The organism is Paracoccaceae bacterium, from assembly GCA_019454225.1.
In the GTDB taxonomy this organism is placed as follows: Bacteria; Pseudomonadota; Alphaproteobacteria; order Rhodobacterales; family Rhodobacteraceae.
This window is the reverse complement of record CP075370.1, coordinates 3,526,373-3,542,764: the sequence shown is the minus strand read 5'-3', so window position 1 is coordinate 3,542,764 and position 16,392 is coordinate 3,526,373. Positions and strand designations below refer to the sequence as shown.

15 protein-coding genes and 1 riboswitch are annotated in these 16,392 nt (G+C 72.3%); of the genes, 1 reads left to right on the top strand and 14 read right to left on the bottom strand.

The genetic code is table 11. The annotated features are described in order from the left end of the window. Positions 1 to 46: 46 nt before the first annotated feature. The 9 genes from kdsA to cbiE all read right to left on the bottom strand — a co-directional run bounded on the left by kdsA (position 47) and on the right by cbiE (position 9,142). Complete coding sequence (gene kdsA / locus KF887_16845) at positions 47 to 898, bottom strand: 3-deoxy-8-phosphooctulonate synthase (protein QYK41038.1); 852 nt, start codon at positions 896 to 898, stop codon at positions 47 to 49. Continuing rightward, positions 895 to 2,862 (bottom strand): cation-translocating P-type ATPase, encoded by a 1,968-nt coding sequence (locus KF887_16840; protein QYK41037.1) that lies wholly within the window; start codon positions 2,860 to 2,862, stop codon positions 895 to 897. Before KF887_16840 ends, kdsA begins: the two co-directional genes overlap by 4 nt. An 83-nt stretch (positions 2,863 to 2,945) precedes the next feature. Next, the gene (gene cobF, locus KF887_16835) at positions 2,946 to 3,701 is read right to left on the bottom strand and encodes a precorrin-6A synthase (deacetylating) (GenBank protein ID QYK41036.1); all 756 of its coding nucleotides are present in this window, start codon (positions 3,699 to 3,701) and stop codon (positions 2,946 to 2,948) included. Positions 3,702 to 3,782: 81 nt separating this feature from the next. Further along, positions 3,783 to 4,454 (bottom strand): energy-coupling factor ABC transporter permease, encoded by a 672-nt coding sequence (locus tag KF887_16830; protein ID QYK41035.1) that lies wholly within the window; start codon positions 4,452 to 4,454, stop codon positions 3,783 to 3,785. Between the two features lie 32 nt (positions 4,455 to 4,486). Then, positions 4,487 to 4,719: riboswitch (cobalamin riboswitch) on the bottom strand. 17 nt (positions 4,720 to 4,736) lie between these two features. After that, on the bottom strand, positions 4,737 to 5,498 hold the full coding sequence (gene cobA / locus KF887_16825) for a uroporphyrinogen-III C-methyltransferase (GenBank protein ID QYK41034.1): 762 nt from the start codon (positions 5,496 to 5,498) through the stop codon (positions 4,737 to 4,739). Continuing rightward, complete coding sequence (locus tag KF887_16820; protein QYK43624.1) at positions 5,495 to 6,805, bottom strand: cobyrinate a,c-diamide synthase; 1,311 nt, start codon at positions 6,803 to 6,805, stop codon at positions 5,495 to 5,497. Before KF887_16820 ends, cobA begins: the two co-directional genes overlap by 4 nt. A gap of 2 nt (positions 6,806 to 6,807) precedes the next feature. Continuing rightward, positions 6,808 to 7,584, bottom strand: a complete 777-nt coding sequence (cobM, locus tag KF887_16815; GenBank protein ID QYK41033.1) for a precorrin-4 C(11)-methyltransferase — start codon at positions 7,582 to 7,584, stop codon at positions 6,808 to 6,810. Next, positions 7,581 to 7,964: a cobalamin biosynthesis protein gene (locus KF887_16810; protein ID QYK41032.1), complete on the bottom strand. Its 384-nt coding sequence runs from the start codon at positions 7,962 to 7,964 to the stop codon at positions 7,581 to 7,583. The genes cobM and KF887_16810 overlap by 4 nt, the downstream gene beginning before the upstream one ends. Further along, the gene (cbiE, locus tag KF887_16805; protein QYK41031.1) at positions 7,961 to 9,142 is read right to left on the bottom strand and encodes a precorrin-6y C5,15-methyltransferase (decarboxylating) subunit CbiE; all 1,182 of its coding nucleotides are present in this window, start codon (positions 9,140 to 9,142) and stop codon (positions 7,961 to 7,963) included. Before cbiE ends, KF887_16810 begins: the two co-directional genes overlap by 4 nt. A gap of 73 nt (positions 9,143 to 9,215) precedes the next feature. Here cbiE and KF887_16800 point away from each other — a divergent pair, with 73 nt between their 5' ends. Next, positions 9,216 to 9,968 carry a cobalt-precorrin-6A reductase gene (locus tag KF887_16800; protein ID QYK41030.1) on the top strand — a complete coding sequence of 251 codons (753 nt, stop codon included), beginning with the start codon at positions 9,216 to 9,218 and terminating at the stop codon, positions 9,966 to 9,968. Here the strand turns inward: KF887_16800 and cobJ are convergent. From cobJ to cobN, 5 genes are read right to left on the bottom strand one after another with little or no spacing between them, the layout of a single operon-like run. Next, positions 9,935 to 10,678: a precorrin-3B C(17)-methyltransferase gene (gene cobJ, locus KF887_16795; protein ID QYK41029.1), complete on the bottom strand. Its 744-nt coding sequence runs from the start codon at positions 10,676 to 10,678 to the stop codon at positions 9,935 to 9,937. The two genes, KF887_16800 and cobJ, sit on opposite strands and share 34 nt — an antisense overlap. Beyond that, positions 10,675 to 11,397, bottom strand: a complete 723-nt coding sequence (gene cobI / locus KF887_16790; protein QYK41028.1) for a precorrin-2 C(20)-methyltransferase — start codon at positions 11,395 to 11,397, stop codon at positions 10,675 to 10,677. Before cobI ends, cobJ begins: the two co-directional genes overlap by 4 nt. Further along, positions 11,397 to 12,026, bottom strand: a complete 630-nt coding sequence (locus KF887_16785) for a precorrin-8X methylmutase (GenBank protein ID QYK41027.1) — start codon at positions 12,024 to 12,026, stop codon at positions 11,397 to 11,399. The genes cobI and KF887_16785 overlap by 1 nt, the downstream gene beginning before the upstream one ends. Next, positions 12,010 to 13,155, bottom strand: coding sequence for a precorrin-3B synthase (gene cobG / locus KF887_16780; GenBank protein QYK41026.1), 1,146 nt, complete (start codon positions 13,153 to 13,155; stop codon positions 12,010 to 12,012). Before cobG ends, KF887_16785 begins: the two co-directional genes overlap by 17 nt. Continuing rightward, on the bottom strand, positions 13,152 to 16,388 hold the full coding sequence (cobN, locus tag KF887_16775; protein ID QYK41025.1) for a cobaltochelatase subunit CobN: 3,237 nt from the start codon (positions 16,386 to 16,388) through the stop codon (positions 13,152 to 13,154). Before cobN ends, cobG begins: the two co-directional genes overlap by 4 nt. Positions 16,389 to 16,392: the final 4 nt, after the last annotated feature.

Here is a 16,392-nt window from a genome sequence, read left to right as displayed (position 1 = left end):
GCCACGACCCTGCGCGCGCTGCCGGACGCGATCGCATCGCGGCCTGTCAGGGGGCTGATGCCGTATCCAGCGACTTGCGCAGCCCGTCGAACCGGACCAGCACGCGCAGCAGGGCGGGCAGTTCGGCCAGGGGCACCATGTTCGGCCCGTCCGAAGGTGCGCGGTCCGGTGCCTCATGCGTCTCGATGAACACGCCGGCCACGCCCACTGCCACCGCCGCCCGGGCGAGCACCGCCACGAATTCCCGCTGCCCACCCGAGGCGCCGCCCTGTCCGCCGGGCTGCTGGACGGAATGGGTGGCGTCAAAGATCACCGGGGCACCGGTTGCTGCCAGGACCGGCAGCGCCCGCATGTCGCTGACCAGGGTGTTGTAGCCAAAGCTGACCCCCCGTTCGGTCACCAATACGCGGCCGTTGCCCGACCCGGTCACCTTGGCCACCACATGCGCCATGTCCCAGGGTGCCAGGAACTGCCCCTTCTTCACGTTCACCACGCGCCCGGTCTGCGCCGCGGCAACCAGAAGATCGGTCTGGCGGCACAGGAACGCGGGTATCTGCAGCACGTCGACCACCTCGGCCACGGCCGCGCAATGGGCCGGTTCGTGCACGTCGGTCAGCACCGGCAGGCCGAAGCGGTCGCGCACCTCGGCGAACACGTCGAGCGCGGCCGACATGCCGACGCCCCGCGCGCCGCCAAGGCTCGTGCGGTTGGCCTTGTCATAGCTCGCCTTGAACACCACGCCCACGCCCAGGTCACGGCCGATCCCGGCCACGGCTTCGGCCATCTCCAGGGCATGCGCGCGGCTTTCCATCTGGCAGGGGCCCAGGATGAAGGCCAGCGGCGCGTCATTGGCAAAGGTCACGTTGCCCAGACGGACGGCAGGCTGCGGGGCGGTCATGGCATGGCACCTCTCGGGCGGGCGGGGTCGGGGGTTTCCCTATCATCGCCTGCGTCCGGCTCAAACCCCCGGGCCGCCTGGCCCACCGGATCGGCCAGAAGCCGCAGGCCGTTCAACACCACCAGAAGCGTACCGCCCTCGTGGCCGATCACGGCCAGGGGCAGCGGCAGCACCCCTGCCACACTGCCCGCCACCAGCACCGCCATCGCACCAAGCGAGATGACAAGGTTCTGGCGGATGACGGCGCGCGTCCGCAGGCTCAGGCGGTGCGCGGCGACCAGGCGCATCAGGTCGCCCGACATCAGCGCCACATCCGCCGCCTGAAGCGCCACATCGCTGCCCGCCGCGCCCATGGCGATGCCGACATCCGCCCGCGCGAGCGCCGCAGCGTCATTCACGCCGTCACCGACAAAGGCCACGCGGCCCCCGGCCGCCAGGGCCCCCACCAGCCGCAGCTTGTCTTCCGGCAGAAGGTCGGCGCGGATCTCATCCGGGGCAAGCCCGATGGCCGCACCGACACGCCCCGCCACAACGGCCCGGTCGCCGGTCATCAGGGTCAGTGCCACGCCCCGCCGCCGCAGCGCCGCAAGCGCGGGCAGGGCCGATGCGCGCGGGCTGTCGGCAAAGGTCGCGGCCGCGCGCACCTCGGCGTCGCGCCCGGCCCAGATGACCGTCGCGTCCCCGTCAACCAGCGTGGCGGCCCCCGGCAGCGCGGCGGGGTCCGCGCCCATCCGTCGCGCAAGCCGACCGTTGCCCGCCCACACCGTCGCGCCGTCCAGCCGGCCCACCACGCCCTCGCTCGGGATCGTGCGCACGTCGCGGACCGCGGCGGCACCGATGCCCCGCATGTCCGCATGGCGCCGGACCGCAAGGGCGATGTGATGTTCGGCCTGCGCCTCAAGCCCCGCCAGGGTGGCGAGATCGCCCGCAGGGTCGCGCGCCACGAAGCCCGACAGCGTGGTCGTGCCATGGGTCAGGGTGCCGGTCTTGTCGAAGGCGAAGGCGCGGACCTCGGCCATCATCTCGAGCGCGGCGCCACCCTTGAACAGCACCCCGCCGCGCGCTGCCGCGGCAAGCGCCGACAGGATCGCGGCGGGAACCGAGATCACCACTGCGCAGGGCGAGGCCGCCACCAGCAGGGTGGCCGCGCGGTACAGCGCGTCGTCCCATGGCAGTCCGGAAAGCCGGAACGCCGCCAGCGCGATACCTGATCCCGCCAGAACCGCGATGGTATAGCGCTGCCCGAACCAGTCCGAGAAACGCTGCGACGGCGCGCGCGCGGCCTGCGCCTGACTGACAAGCGCGATCATCCGCGCCACGGTGCTATCGGCCGGCGGGCGCGTCACGCGCATTTCCAGCACGCTGTGCAGGTTTACCGTGGCCTCGAACACCGGGGCACCGGGGCCCTTTGCCACCGGCAGCGCCTCGCCCGTCAGGGTGCTTTCGTCCAGCCGCCCCTCGCCCTGAACCAGCACGCCGTCGACCGGCACCCGCGCACCCGGCCGCAACACGACCACATCACCCGGCCGCAGGTCGCCGGCCGGGATCTCGGTGACCGCGTCGCCCCGGCGGATCAGCGCGACCTCGGGGCGCAGGTCCATCAGCGCCTCGACGGCCCTGCGCGCCCGGCCCATGGCGCGGTGCTCCAGCGTGCCGGAGGCCGAGAACAGCGCCAGCAGCACGGCGCCCTCGAGTGCCGCGCCCACCGCTGCCGCCGCAAGCGCCGCAACCACCATCAGAAGGTCGATGTCGATCCGCCCTTGCCGGAACAGCGCCCGCAGCGCCGAAAGCGCCGCTGGAATGCCGCCCGCGGCAAAGGCCAGGATCAACCCGGCAGGCCCCCAGGGTCCTGCCAGCCAGAAGGCATCGACCAGCCCGAGGGCGAGCCCCGCAACGGTGGCCAGCGTCAGCGCGCCGTCGGCACCTTCCCATGGGAGAGGGGCGGTTTCCTGCATATCGGCCATGGGTGGGGTACCTGCCTTTGGCCTGTTGGCGGACAGCCCATCCTAGGCCGGTGATCGCGCCGTTGACAGGGCGGAACACACCGTCAGGCCGCGTCATCGCGCGCCAGAAGGTAGCAGTCCATGATCCACCCGTGTTCGGCCCGCAGCGCCGCGCGCCGTGCCGCGATGCGTGCAGCGGCCTGCACCAGGGGTCCATGGTCGATCGCCTGTTGCGGCAGGCCCAGATAGGCCCCCCACCAGATCGTGACGCCTTCGGCGGCCAGCGTCTCGAACGCGCAGCCCCCGTCCAGCATCACCGCAAGGCGCGTGGCGCCGGGCGGCCAGCCCGATTCACGCAGGCGGCGGCCGGTGGTGATGGTGACAGGCCCGGCCAGCGCGTTCAGCGGAATGGCATGGGCGGCGGTCAGTGCCTGAAGTGCGGTGATGCCGGGAATCACGGTGACTTTCGGGGCGGGGTGCAGCCGTGCCGCGATGCGCAGTGTCGAATCGTACAGCGACGGATCGCCCCAGACCAGCAGCGCCACACGGTCCACCGGGGGCCGCAGCGTGGCCAGCGTCCCGGCCCAGACGCGGGCGATGGCATCGTGCCAGTCGCCCACGCGCTGCAGATAGTCCGGCGTCGCGGGATCGCGTTCGGGAAGGTCGAACTCGACCAGCCGAACCGCCGGATTGGTCACGACATCGGCACAGATCGCGCGGCGCAGGTCGGCCAGATCGGCCTTGGTCTCGCCCTTGCGGGGTATCAGGATCACCTGCGCCGCGTTCAGCGCCCGGATCGCGCCCTGCGTCAGATGGTCGGGGCTGCCGGTGCCGATGCCGACGAGTGCGAGATGCTGCATGCGCGAAGGCTCCGAAACGAAAGGCCCGGGGGGTTGCCCCCGGGCCTTAGCGCAATCCGCGCGCTTGCAGAAGGGCGCGCCTCAGGCTGTCGCGTGCAGTCGCCGCGTCACCAGGCCCGAACCCTGCAGCCCCCGCATCGACTTGGCCCCCGCCAGGACCGCGAGGTCGACCAGCGGTTCAAGGATGATCACGGTCATGTAGGCCAGCCCGAAGGTTGCGACCGAAGACATGGCGTCGGCGCCCTGGCCCAGGAAGGCCCAGAACGCGACCCATGCCACGACGCCGCCCTGATAGGCGGTCGAGAGCTTCAGCGCCTGGGTATAGGTCAGGTCCACATAGGGCGTGTCGGGCGCGATGACGCGGCGCGCAAGTGCTGCGACCGCGAACAGCGGCACAAGCAGGGTCGTCACGTTCATGCCATACTGCGGCAGGTCGAACGGGGCGAAGAACAGGCCCTGCACCAGCAGGCCCAGGGCGAGTCCGATCGCGGCCGGTGCGGCGCCGAGGATCAGGAACAGGGTCGAGCCAAGGATGAAATGCACCTCCGACACGCCGACCGGAAAGGTGGGCAGCAGCTCGAAAAAGGTAAAGACGGCTGCGGTCGCAATGACGCTGCGCGCGGCCAGCGAGGCGATGCCCCGGTCGACCAATGCGTCAAGCGCAAGCTTCGCGGTGTAGAGCCCTGCGGTCGCCGCCGTCGCATAGCCCACCACAAGTTTTGCCCCGGTGACGAGGCCTTCTTCGATATGCATGTCCCTCTCCTTGCCGCCCCTCCGGCGGTCTGCGGATGTTTCCTTTGCATGGCCGGTCTCCTGGCTGGCGGGTCGCTGCGGCCTTCCGCCTTCCCGGGCCCGTGTTCCCCTTGCGGGGGCCCAGTGGCATTGTGAAAGGCCGCTCGCCGCTGACAGTCGCGGGGGCGGCCGGGTTCGGGGCGCCGCGATTGGGTCCGCCCCTGCCCGTTCCCGATGAAGCCCTGCGCTGCTGCGCGTTGCGGGCACCATGCTGCTTCATCTGCGCCCCGCCGGCCTCCGGCGTCAAGCGCCGTTTGCGCCATCCTGGCCGTCCCGCGCGACAGGGTCGGCAAGCGGCCCGAAGATGATCAGCGCGGGTGCGGTGCCGCCGGTCAGTGCCGCGTGGCCGGGCAGCGTCGCGACGGTGGCGCGGGTCAGCCTTTCGTCGGCATGGCCCACGCCCTCGGCCAGCAATGCGGGCGTGTCGCCCGGCAGCCCTGCCGCCATCAGGCGCGCGGCAAGGGCAGGAAAGGTGCGGCGGCCCATGTAGACCACGGTCGTCGTCTCGGGGTCGGCCAGGGCCCGCCAGTCCAGCGTTTCCGGCAGCCCGCCCGTCACGTCGGCGCCGGTCACGAACTGCACGCGCCGTGCCGTCAGGCGCCGGGTCAGCGGAATGCCCGCCGCCGCCGCCGCCGCCGAGGCCGAGGTGACGCCGGGCACGATCTCGAAACCGATCCCTGCGGCGGCAAGCGCCACGATCTCCTCCTCCAGCCGTCCGAACAGTCCGGCATCGCCGGATTTCAGACGGACCACCCGCGCTCCGGTCCGGGCATAGTCCACCAGCAGCCGGCTCACATGGTCCTGACGGGGCGAGGTGCGGCCCGCCCGCTTGCCCACGCCAACCAGATCGGCACCAGACCGCGCATGTGCCAGAACCGCCAGGGGCGCCAGATCGTCGTAGAGCACGGCATCCGCCCGTGACAGCCGGTCGACGGCCTTGAGGGTCAGCAACTCGGGGTCGCCGGGACCTGATGAAACGAAGGAAACGAAGCCGGGCGTGGTCATGGCTGGGCGGGTCCGATGAGGTGAAAGAAGGTTCCGGTTGCCAATCCCCGGCGGCTGCCGGTCTCGACGACCGTGTTGCCGGTGGCGTCGCTGACCCGGGCCAGCGGCGGATCGGGTTGCTCGATGATGCTGGAGTAGTGGAATTCGTGCCCGGTCAGCACGGTGCCGGGCCGCAGCGCGGCGAGGGGCGCCACAAGTTCGGCCCGGCGATAGCCCAGATGCATCCGCCGCTTGGCATAGGATGTCACAAGGCCCAGAAGCCCCGTCATGGCATGCGGCCGCCCCTCGGCGTCGATCAGCGCCGCCCCCATGGCCATGTATCCCCCGCATTCGCCATGCACCGGCCGGGTTTCCGCGAACCGACGCAGCGCCGCATGGAAAGCGCCCGCCGACGCCAGCCGCCCCGCGTGCAGCTCGGGATAGCCGCCCGGAAGCCAGCAGGCGCCCGCGCTGTCGTCCGGTGGCTGATCGTCCAGCGGCGCGAAGGGCAGCACGGTCGCGCCCTGCGCATGCCAGTCGGCCAGAAGATGCGGATAGGCAAAGCTGAATGCAGCGTCGCGCGCGATGGCGATGCGGTCCGCAGGCGGCGGCAGGCGGTGCGGCTGGCCGCTGGCAGGGTAGCGATGCGCGGCGGCGCGGATCGCGGGCAGGTCGCAATGTGTGGCGATGAATTCGCCAAGCGCCGTCAGCCGCGCCGCAAGATCTGCCGTCTCGCCTGCCTGCACCAGACCCAGATGGCGTTCGGGCAGTGACAGGTCGGGCCTGCGGGGCAGGGCACCCAGCACAGGCAGTCCCGCGCGGGCGATCCCCTCGCGCAGCATCGCCTCGTGCCGGGCCGAGGCCACGCGGTTCAGGATGACCCCGGCCACCTGCACGCCCGCCCGGAAGCCTGCGAATCCGGCGGCCACGGCCCCGGCCGACTGTGCTTGGCCGGACCCGTCGATCACCAGCACCACCGGCCAGCCGGTCAGTGCCGCGATATCGGCACTGGCCCCGGTGCCGCCCGCGCCCGGCGTCGCAACCCCGTCGAACAGGCCCATCGCGCCCTCGGCCAGGATCAGGTCGCCCGCGGCAATGGCGATGCGCGCGGCGATATCCGCCCGCGGCATGGCCCAGCTGTCGAGGTTGAAGGATGCCACCCCCGCAGCCGCCGCATGAAACGCCGGGTCGATATAGTCCGGCCCGCATTTGAACGGCTGAACCCGCAACCCCGTCGCACGGAATGCCGCCAGCAGCCCCAGCGTCACCGTCGTCTTGCCGGTGCCCGAAGCCGGGGCCGACACGATCAGTCCCGGCGGCGGTGCCAGCGTCACTCGGGGAACCTCGGGTCGGTGCCGACGGGGCGATAGCGCCGGTCGTAGTCGCCTGCGTAAAGTCGGCTGTCGTCGAAGCCTTCGGCGCCCAGGGCATGCCCCACCAGGATCAGCGCGGTGCGTTCGGGGGCATCGCCGACAGCGGCGGCCAGCCCCGAGAGGGGCGCGCGCAGCACACGCTCGTCAGGCCAGGTTGCCCGCCAGACCACGGCCGCCGGGCAATCCGGGCCGTAGTGCGGCAGCAGATCCGCGACCACGCGCTCCAGCAGATGGATCGACAGATGGATCGCCAGCGTCGCGCCGGTGGCGCCAAAGGCGGCAAGCGTCTCGCCATCGGGCATGGCGCTGGCACGCCCGGCAGTCCGGGTCAGCACGACGGACTGCGCAAGCCCGGGCAGCGTGAGTTCGGCGCCAAGCGCCGCCGCCGCCGCCGCGAACGAGGGCACGCCGGGCGTGACGGTATAGGGGATGCCCATCGCGCGCAGGCGGCGCAACTGCTCGCCCATCGCGGACCAGACCGACAGATCGCCCGAATGCAGCCGCGCCACGTCCTGCCCGGCGGCATGTGCGGCGGCAAATTCCGCCGCAATCTCGTCCAGGCTCAGGGGGGCGGTGTTCACGATCCGCGCGTCCGGCGGGCAATGCGACAGCAAGGCCCCGGGGACCAGCGAACCGGCATAGAGACAGACCGGGCAGGCCGCGATCAGGTCGCGCCCGCGCAGGGTGATCAGGTCGGGCGCGCCCGGTCCGGCGCCGATGAAATGCACGGTCATGGGGTTGGTCCTTCGGAAACGGGCGTTTCGGCGATGGCGCAGGTGGCGCGCCCGCAAGGAGATGGGCTGCGCGGTGCAACCAGACGGGCGCCGGGGCCGGCCGTTGCCAGCGCCGCCGCCTCGGCCAGACTGCGCCCGCCATAGCGTGCGGGGGCGTGGCGCGACGGCGCGGCGGTCGCGGTCGCCGCGATCCGGGCCAGCGGCACGGCGCGCAGCGGCAACCCGAGGTCTGCGGCAAGCGCCAGGATCGCCGGTGCCATCGCCTTGTCGGCGGCGGTGGCAAGCGCGTCGACACCCGCTGCGCCGCCCGCCGCCGCAAGCGCCGCCGACAGCGCGGCCCGGTCCGCCCCCGCACGAAAGCCGAAGCCCGCCACCCTCATCGGATTGCCCGCCACTGCACGACGGGGCGCTGCGCGGCCCAGCCCCGCATCCGCCCCAGAGGCTCGGCCTGCGCCACATCGAACCGCCACAGCGTGCCGCCAAGATCGGCCTGCGCCTGCGCCAGAACCGCCTCGGTCTCGACCGTCACGGCATTTGCCACGACCCGGGTGCCGGACGGGATGGCGGGCCACAGGATCGCAAGCAGCGCGCTGTCGCACCCGCCGCCAAGAAACACGGCATCCGGCGGTGGCAGATCCGCGATGGCGTCTGCCGCCCGCGCCTCGATCACCGAAATCCGGTGCGACAGGCCAAAGGCCTCGGCATTGGCGCGAACGTTGGCGGCCCGGTCTGCCCGCATCTCGACACTGACGGCCCGTCCGCCTGCCAGCGCAAACTCCACCGATATCGATCCCGATCCCGCCCCGACATCCCACAGCAGATCGCCCCGCCGCGGGGCAAGGGCGGCGATCGTCAGCGCACGGATCGGCGCCTTGGTGATCTGGCCATCATGGGCAAAGGCGGTCTCGGGCAACCCGGGGCTGCGCGGCAGGCCGGGCATGTCGCTTTGCAGCGCCACGGCGACGGGGGCGGCGATGCCCGACATGTCAAAGCCCTGCGCGCGCGCCGTGCGGATGCGTTCGCGCGGGCCGCCGAGCGCCTCCATCACCGTCATCCGCGTGTCGGCATATCCGTTGTCGCACAGCCAGCCGGCCAGCAGGCCCGGCGCCGCGCCGTCGCGCAGCAGGCAGATCGCGGGCTGGTTGCGACCGAACACCGGGCGAAGACGCGCGAAGGGTGCGGCGTGCAACCCCAGGCACAGCACGTCGTCAAGGCGCCAGCCCAGGCGGTTCGCGGCAAGCTGGAAGGTCGAGGGGGCAGGGTGGCTGATCCACTCCCCCGCTGCCAGGTGCGGGGTGATGCTGCCACCCGCGCCATGCCAGAACGGATCGCCCGAGACAAGCGCGACAACCCTCTGGCCGCGCAGGGCCAGCAGCGGTGCGGTGTCAAAGGGCACAGGCCAGGCGCGTGAGCGGTCGGGTCCGACCGCCGCAAGCGCAAGGTGCCGGGGCCCGCCGAACACATGCGCGGCCGTATCGAGCGCGGTGCGCGCGGCGCCCGACAGACCGGCCAGGCCGTCCTCGCCCAGGCCGATCAGGGTCAGCCAGGGGTCAACCATGGCCGTACCGGACCGCGCCGCAGGCCCTTGCGCCCCAGGCCGCCGCGCGGCAGGACAGGGCAGGAGGCGTGCGATGCGGGTGCTTATTCTGGGCGGAACGACCGAGGCGAGCCTGGCCGCCCGCGCCATCGCCGATGCGGGCATCGACGGCGTCTATTCCTATGCCGGACGTACTGCGGCGCCGTCGGGCCAGCCGCTGCCCTTGCGGGTCGGCGGCTTCGGGGGGGCGGAAGGCCTGGCGGATTGGATGCGGGCCGAGCGCATCAGCCATGTGATCGACGCCACCCACCCCTTCGCCGCACGGATCAGTGCGAACGCCGTCGCCGCCTGCCATCGCGTGGCCACGCCGCTGCTGGCATTCGAGCGGCCACCCTGGAGACCCGCGCCGGGCGACCGCTGGACCCGTGTTCCCGATATCCCGGCCGCCGTCGCCGCCCTGCCGCTGGCGCCGACCCGGGTGTTCCTCGCGATCGGGCGCCAGAATCTCGCCGATTTCGCCGCCGCGCGGCAGCACGACTATCTGCTGCGCCTGGTCGATCCTCCGGATGCGCCACTGCCCCTGCCGCGCGCCCGCGTGGTGGTCGCGCGCGGGCCCTTCGATGTCGCCGCCGACACCGCGTTGATGCGCGACCATGGCACGGCCATCGTCGTGGCCAAGAACGCGGGCGGCACCGGAGCGGTCGCGAAGATCGAGGCTGCACGCGCGCTTGACCTTGACGTGATCATGGTCGAGCGTCCGGCGGTGCCCAGCCGACCGGTGGCAGCGTCCGTTGCGGTGGTGATCGAATGGCTTCATGCCACGCCCCCGGCGCGGCGCGGCGCATAGACCCATCGGCCGACCCGCCGCGCATCGGCATTGCCGATGATCACCACCGTGCGCATGTCGGCCATGTCCTCGCGCGCCTCTGCCAGCGTGACGGTGACGATCTGCTCCTCCGGTGTCGTCACGGCACGGGCAAAGGTCACCAGCCGGTCATCGCCGCAGATCCCGCGCAGCAGCACCAATGCCCGGGCGAACCCCTCGGGCCTTGACCGTGACCGCGGATTGTAGAGCGCGATGGCAAACCCCGCACCCGCGGCCGCCGCAAGCCTGGCCTCGATGACATCCCAGGGCTTCAGGTTGTCGGACAGGTTGACCGCGCAGAAATCATGGCCCAGCGGTGCCCCGGCGCGGGCCGCCGCCGCCAGCATCGCGGTGATCCCGGGCAGCACGCGGATATCGAGCGCCTGCCAGTCCGCGCGGCCTTCCATCGCCTCGAACACCGCCGAGGCCATCGCGAACACGCCGGGATCGCCCGAGGACACCACCACAACCCGCTGCCCCGACGCCGCCAGCGAAAGCGCATGGCGGGCCCGGTCCAGTTCCACCCGGTTGTCGCTGGCATGCAGCGCAAGGCCCGGGCGCGGCGCGATCCGGGCGACATAGGGGATGTAGCCCACGACATCCGTCGCCGCGGCCAGTGCCGCCGAAACCTCGGGCGTGACCAACCCCTCGTCACCCGGGCCGAGACCCGCGATGGCCAGCCATCCCGTCATTCCGCAGCCTCCGGCCGTCGACCCTGTCCGGGTACCAGGACTAGCGCGAAATAGGGGCAATCTGCGGCCTCGACCTCGGACAGGCGCGCGACGCGCTCGCCGGTCATGGTTCCCCGCTCCACCAGCCAGGCCTCGTCCAGGCGCCCCGCGCGCGCCAGCGCCGCGCGCACGCGCGGCAGGTTGCGGCCCGTCTTCATCACCACAAGCGCGTCAGCGCGCGCCATCTGCGCGGCCAGATCATCCTCGGCCATCGTGCCGGTCAGCACGCACAGCACATCGTCGCCCCAGGTCATCGGGCCGATGCGGTTCCAGCAGCCCGCCATGCCCGGAATCCCGGGGATCACCTCGATTTCCGCGCGACCCCGCAGGCGGGTCCACAGATGCATGAAACTGCCGTAGAAAAACGGATCGCCCTCGCACAGCACCACGACTTCGCCCTGCATCGCGGCAAGCCGGTCGGCCCAGTCGTCATAAAAGGCCGACAGGGCCGCGACATAGGCGGGGCTGTCAAAGGCAAGCTCGGTCGTCACGGGGTATTCCATCGCGTGCTCGGCCACGCCCGGTGCCAGCATGCCCTCGACAATGGTGCGGGCCTGACCGCGCCGTCCGGCCTTGCGGAAATAGGCGATCTGGCTGGCCCCGCGCACGGCGCGGTCCGCCTTGACCGACATCAGTTCCGGATCGCCGGGGCCAAGCCCCGCGCAAATGATGCGCGCCATCACTCCCTCCGGCTGGCGAGCGCGTTGACGGCCGCGACCGTGATCGCCGACCCGCCAAGCCGCCCCCGCACGACCAGCGCCGGGCAAGGCGGCGCGGCCATCAGCGCGTCCTTCGACTCGGCAGCCCCGACAAAGCCGACCGGGCAGCCGATGATCGCGGCAGGGCGGGGGCAGGCGGCATCCTCCAGCAGGTTCAGCAGGTGGAACAGCGCGGTCGGCGCGTTGCCGATGGCCACGATGGCGCCATCCAGATGCGGCCGCCACAACTCGACCGCCGCCGCCGACCGGGTGTTCCCCATCGCCGCCGCCATGGCGGGCACCCGGGGGTCGTGCAGGGTGCAGATCACCGCGTTGCCTGCCGGCAGGCGGGGCCGGGTGATCCCCTCGCTGACCATCCGCGCGTCGCAGAGGATCGGTGCGCCACCCTCAAGCGCCGCCCGCGCCGCCGCGGCCATGCCCGGGGTGAAGGCGACATGGCGTTCCAGCCCCACCATCCCGGCGGCATGGATCATCCGCACCGCCACCGGTTCCTCGTCGGGCGAGAACCGCGCGAGGTCGGCCTCGGCGCGGATCATGGCAAAGGACGCGGCATAGATCGCGGCGCCGTCGGTTTCATAGATGTGGGGCATCGTCGGCCATCAGGTCGGATTGGGTGAAAATCGGCCCGGTCGCGGCGGCCGTGCCGTTTCGCACGAGGCAAAAGCCCTCGGGGGTGGCGGTCAGCGTCACGGGGGCCGGGCCGGGGTGGGCGCAGCCCTTGGCGCATCCCGACACATGCAGCAGGCCCCCGGGCGGGACCCGCGCCGCCAGACTGCGGGCCAGCGGACGGGTGGGTGCGTGCCCCTGCGGACAGCCCGGCGCCCCGGTGCAGGCCACGACGCGCAACAGCGGGTCGAACGGATCGCAGATCAGTCCGGGCCGGTCGGGCATGCCCTGCGCGCCCTCCACCAGCACCATCCGCCAGGGTGTCAACCGCAGCGGCCCGCAGGATGCCAGTGCCGCCAGCGTCGAGGCCTCCATCTGACCGAAGGCCAGACCGGCAAGCGCGCCCTCGGGCCGCAACCCGGGGCCGGGCTGAGCGACCGGCCGCGGCAGCGGCACCGAGGCAAACCCTTCCGGCAATGCCGCCAGCGGCAGATGCGATGCCATCCGCCCGCGTCCGGCGGGTGCGCCGCCGGTTTCAAGGAACCAGCGTGCCAGCCGCATGGCCAGTGCCGCCGCGCCCGCCGCGTTGCAGGGCGCGCCACGCACGGCCCCGCAGGGATGCACCGCGAAGGCATCGTCCCCCGTCCGCGTGATGAAGATGTCCGCCGAAACCTCGGCCAGAACCCGCGCGGGGCCGGTGTCGAGCGCAAAGCCGAACTTGCCAGGCAGCTGCGGCGCATCCCGACCCGCCAGGGCCGCCGCCAGCTCGGCCGCGATCTGTTCGGTTCCGTCGCCGGCCTGCCAGAACGGGCTGACCACCAGGTTCCGCCGCGCCTCGGTGCCCGCGTCGTCATCGACAAGGCCAAGCCCCCGCAGCCCCGCGATCAGCGGCGCGTGGCTGTCATCGGTCACGCCGCGCAGCTGCAGGTTCGCGCGGTTCGACAGGTCGATCAACCCGTTGCCATGCCGCGCCGACAGTGCGGCCAACCCGGCCGCCTGATGGCGCTCGAGCCGACCCATCGGCGGGCGCACTCGGACCACCCAGCCGTCGCCCGACAGCATCGGGCGCAGCGCGCCCGGGCACCAGCCCCTGATTTCCGGTGCCGCCGTCATCCCCCGGCCCCCATTGCCGCCGCGATCGAGTTCCGCCGTGTGCTCCACAACCCGGCATCCCGCAATGCGGCGAAACGGTCGCGCAGCGCGGCAAGCGCGGCCGGGTTCGCCGCCTCCATGAAGGCCACCACCTCGGGCCGCCCCAGCGTGGCCTCGTGGTACAGGTCGATCAGATGCGCCGGGACCGCGCGCGTCAGATGGGTGAAGGCGGCAAGGTGATCCATCGTCGCCGCGATTTCGGCGGCACCGCGGAACCCGTGCGCCATCATCCCCGCCGCCCATCCGGGCTGTGCGGCCCGGGCGCGGACGGTGCGCGCGATCTCTTCGGTCAGGCTGCGGGCGCGCGGGGCATCGGGGCGCGTCGCGTCAAGATGGTACATCGCCGGTGCCCCCGCCCCGAGCGCCGCCCGCGCCGCCGCAAAGCCGCCCTCATGCGCCGCATAGTCCGAGGCCACGAGGATATCCGTCTCGGCCAGGTCCTGCACATGGGCAAAGGCATCGGCGGCCTTCACCCGCGCCTCGATCGCGGCACGGTCGCGCCGTGCATCGCCCTTGGCGTCGATCGTCCATTCCGAAGCCGACAGCCAGGCCTGCCCCGCGGCCATCCGGCCCTCGTCCGAATACGCCTCGATCGCATCGCCCATGGCGAGACCGTAGAGACCCGGCTTCGGTCCGAAGACCCGGGGCGACGGGGACCGGTAGGGGTTGTCCGCCGCCGCCTCCTCCCGCGCGGCGAGGGCGGCCACGCCCGCCTCGAACAGTTGCGCAAGGCCGGGAAAGACATCGCGGAACAGGCCCGACACCCGCAGGGTGACGTCGATGCGCGGGCGGTTCAGCAGCGCCAGCGGCACGATCTCGAACCCCGTTACGCGGCCCGTGGTGGCATCCCAGCGGGGGCTCAGGCCCGCGAGGTGCAGCGCCATTGCGAACTCCTCGCCCGCCGTGCGCATCGTGGCCGACCCCCACAGGTCCACCACCATGCCGCGCGGCCAGTCGCCGTGGTCCTGCAGGTGGCGGCGCAGCAGTTCCTCGGCCAGCTTCACCCCCTGCGCATGGGCCGCGGCCGAAGGCACTGCCCGGGGATCGACGGAAAACAGGTTCCGCCCGGTGGGCAGCACGTCCGACCGTCCGCGGAACGGCGATCCCGCCGGACCCGCTGGCACCCGCTGCCCGGCTAGCGCCGTCATCAGCCCCGCCATCTCGCCCGGCGCGTCGCCATAGACGTGCAACCCCTGCCCGTAACGGCTTTCCTTCAGGTCACAGACGAAACGGTCGATCCGCGGAATCGCCTCGGCGGGGCTAGCGTCGGGCGGCAGGGCAAGGTCGTCCTCGACCCCCGCCGCCCGCGCCTCGTCACGGATCGCCGCGATCAGCCGACCGCGCCGCGCCGGGTCCAGCCCGTCAGCGGTGGCATATTCGTCCAGCAGGTGTTCCAGCCGGTCCAGGCCCTCGGGCAGCGCCGATGGGGCCAGCGGCGGCGGCATGTGGCCCAGTGTGACGGCGCCAATCCGCCGCTTGGCCTGTGCCGCCTCGCCGGGATCGTTCACGATGAACGGGTACAGCACCGGCAGCGGACCGGTCAGCGCCTCGGGCCAGCACTCCGCCGACAGCGCGACCGCCTTGCCGGGCAGCCATTCCAGCGTGCCATGCGCGCCGACATGGATCAGCGCGTGCAGCCCCTGACTGCGCAGCCACAGGTAGAAGGCCACATAGGCATGGCGGGGTGTGCGCGACAGGTCGTGATAATCGCCGTCGCGCGCGGCGATCTCGCCGCGTTCCGGCTGCAGCGCGATCAGGGTCGAACCATGGCGCAGGGCGGGAAACCGGAAGCATCCGTCGCGGCAGGCCGGATCATCCCCGGCCGGGCCCCAGGCGGCCTGCAACCGGTCGCGCAGGACCTCGGGCAGCCCGGCAAGCGCTGCGCGATAGGCATCCAGCGGCCAGGCCACGGTTTCCCGGCCCAGCCGTTCTGCCAGTTCGGCACCGTCGATCCGGCAAGCGCCCGCCATGGCCCCCGGCATCGCCGCGAGGATCGCGGCGGCCGACGCGGGCGCGTCAAGGCCCACCGCATGCGCCATGTTCCACCCCTTGCCCGGATAGGTCGACAGGATCAGCGCCACCCGCCTGTCATCCGGCGCGGCGACCTGCAGCCGGTGCCAGGCCGCCACCCGGTCGGCGACGGCGGCGATGCGGGCGGGGTCGGGGCGGTGCGCGAAGCGGCTGAACTCCAGGTCCGGATCGCGGCGCCCCGGCGACTTGAACGACGCCACGCCGGCGAAAATCCGGCCGTCCACTTCGGGCAGCACGACATGCATCGCCAGGTCGGCCGGCGACAGGCCCCGGTCGGCTGCCGCCCAGTCGCGCCGCCGGGCGGTGGACAGCGCGATCTGGAACACCGGGCATCCGGTCGCATCCAGCGGCGAGGCGCCGTCATCCCCCTTGGCCGAGAACGCCGTCGCATTGACGATCGCGGTCGGCGACAGTCCGGTCAGGGCGGCTTCGACCCAAGGCGCGGCCGGCCCCTTGAGCGAGGTTGCGAAAAGGCCCCAGGCATCGAACCCCCGGTCGCGCAGCGCGTGGATCAGCGCGTCCACCGGCCCGGTATCGGCGGCGGTCAGATAGCTGCGATAGAAGGTGACCACCACCGCCGGCCCCGCAGCGGCGGGCGGCGCGATCACGCCCCGGTCGGGGTCATACCAGCCGCAATCGGGCACCGTCTTGTCGCCAGCCACCGGCCCCGCATAGACCCCGGCAGCCAGCGCCATCTGGGAAAGCGCCGCCTGCGCCGCCACCGCGCCCCCCGCGTCGCACAGGGCCGCGAGCCGCCGCAGGGTCGAGACGGGCAGGGTGGACAGCGCGTCCAGCCGCGCATCGGGGCGCCCGTCGGCAGGCAGCACCGCCAGCGCGATGCCCCGCCGCCGCGCCAGATCCTGCACCGTCGCCAACCCGTAGGCCCAGTAGCTTTCGCCGCCGATCAGCCGGATCAGGATGCCCCGCGCATGGGCCAGAACCCGTTCCGCATAGGTATCGACCGACAGCGGATGCTTCAGCGCCACAAGGTTCTGCAACCGCGTGGGCGGCAGCCCGCCGCGCCCCCGGTGCCATCCGGCCGCGAAGGCGCCAAGGTCGCTGTCCGAGAAGGACAGCACCACCAGATCCGCCGGGCTCTGCCCCGGATCGTATGGTGTCTCGGTCTCCCCGAGCCCATGGCTTTCGCGAAAGACGACATGCACCGGG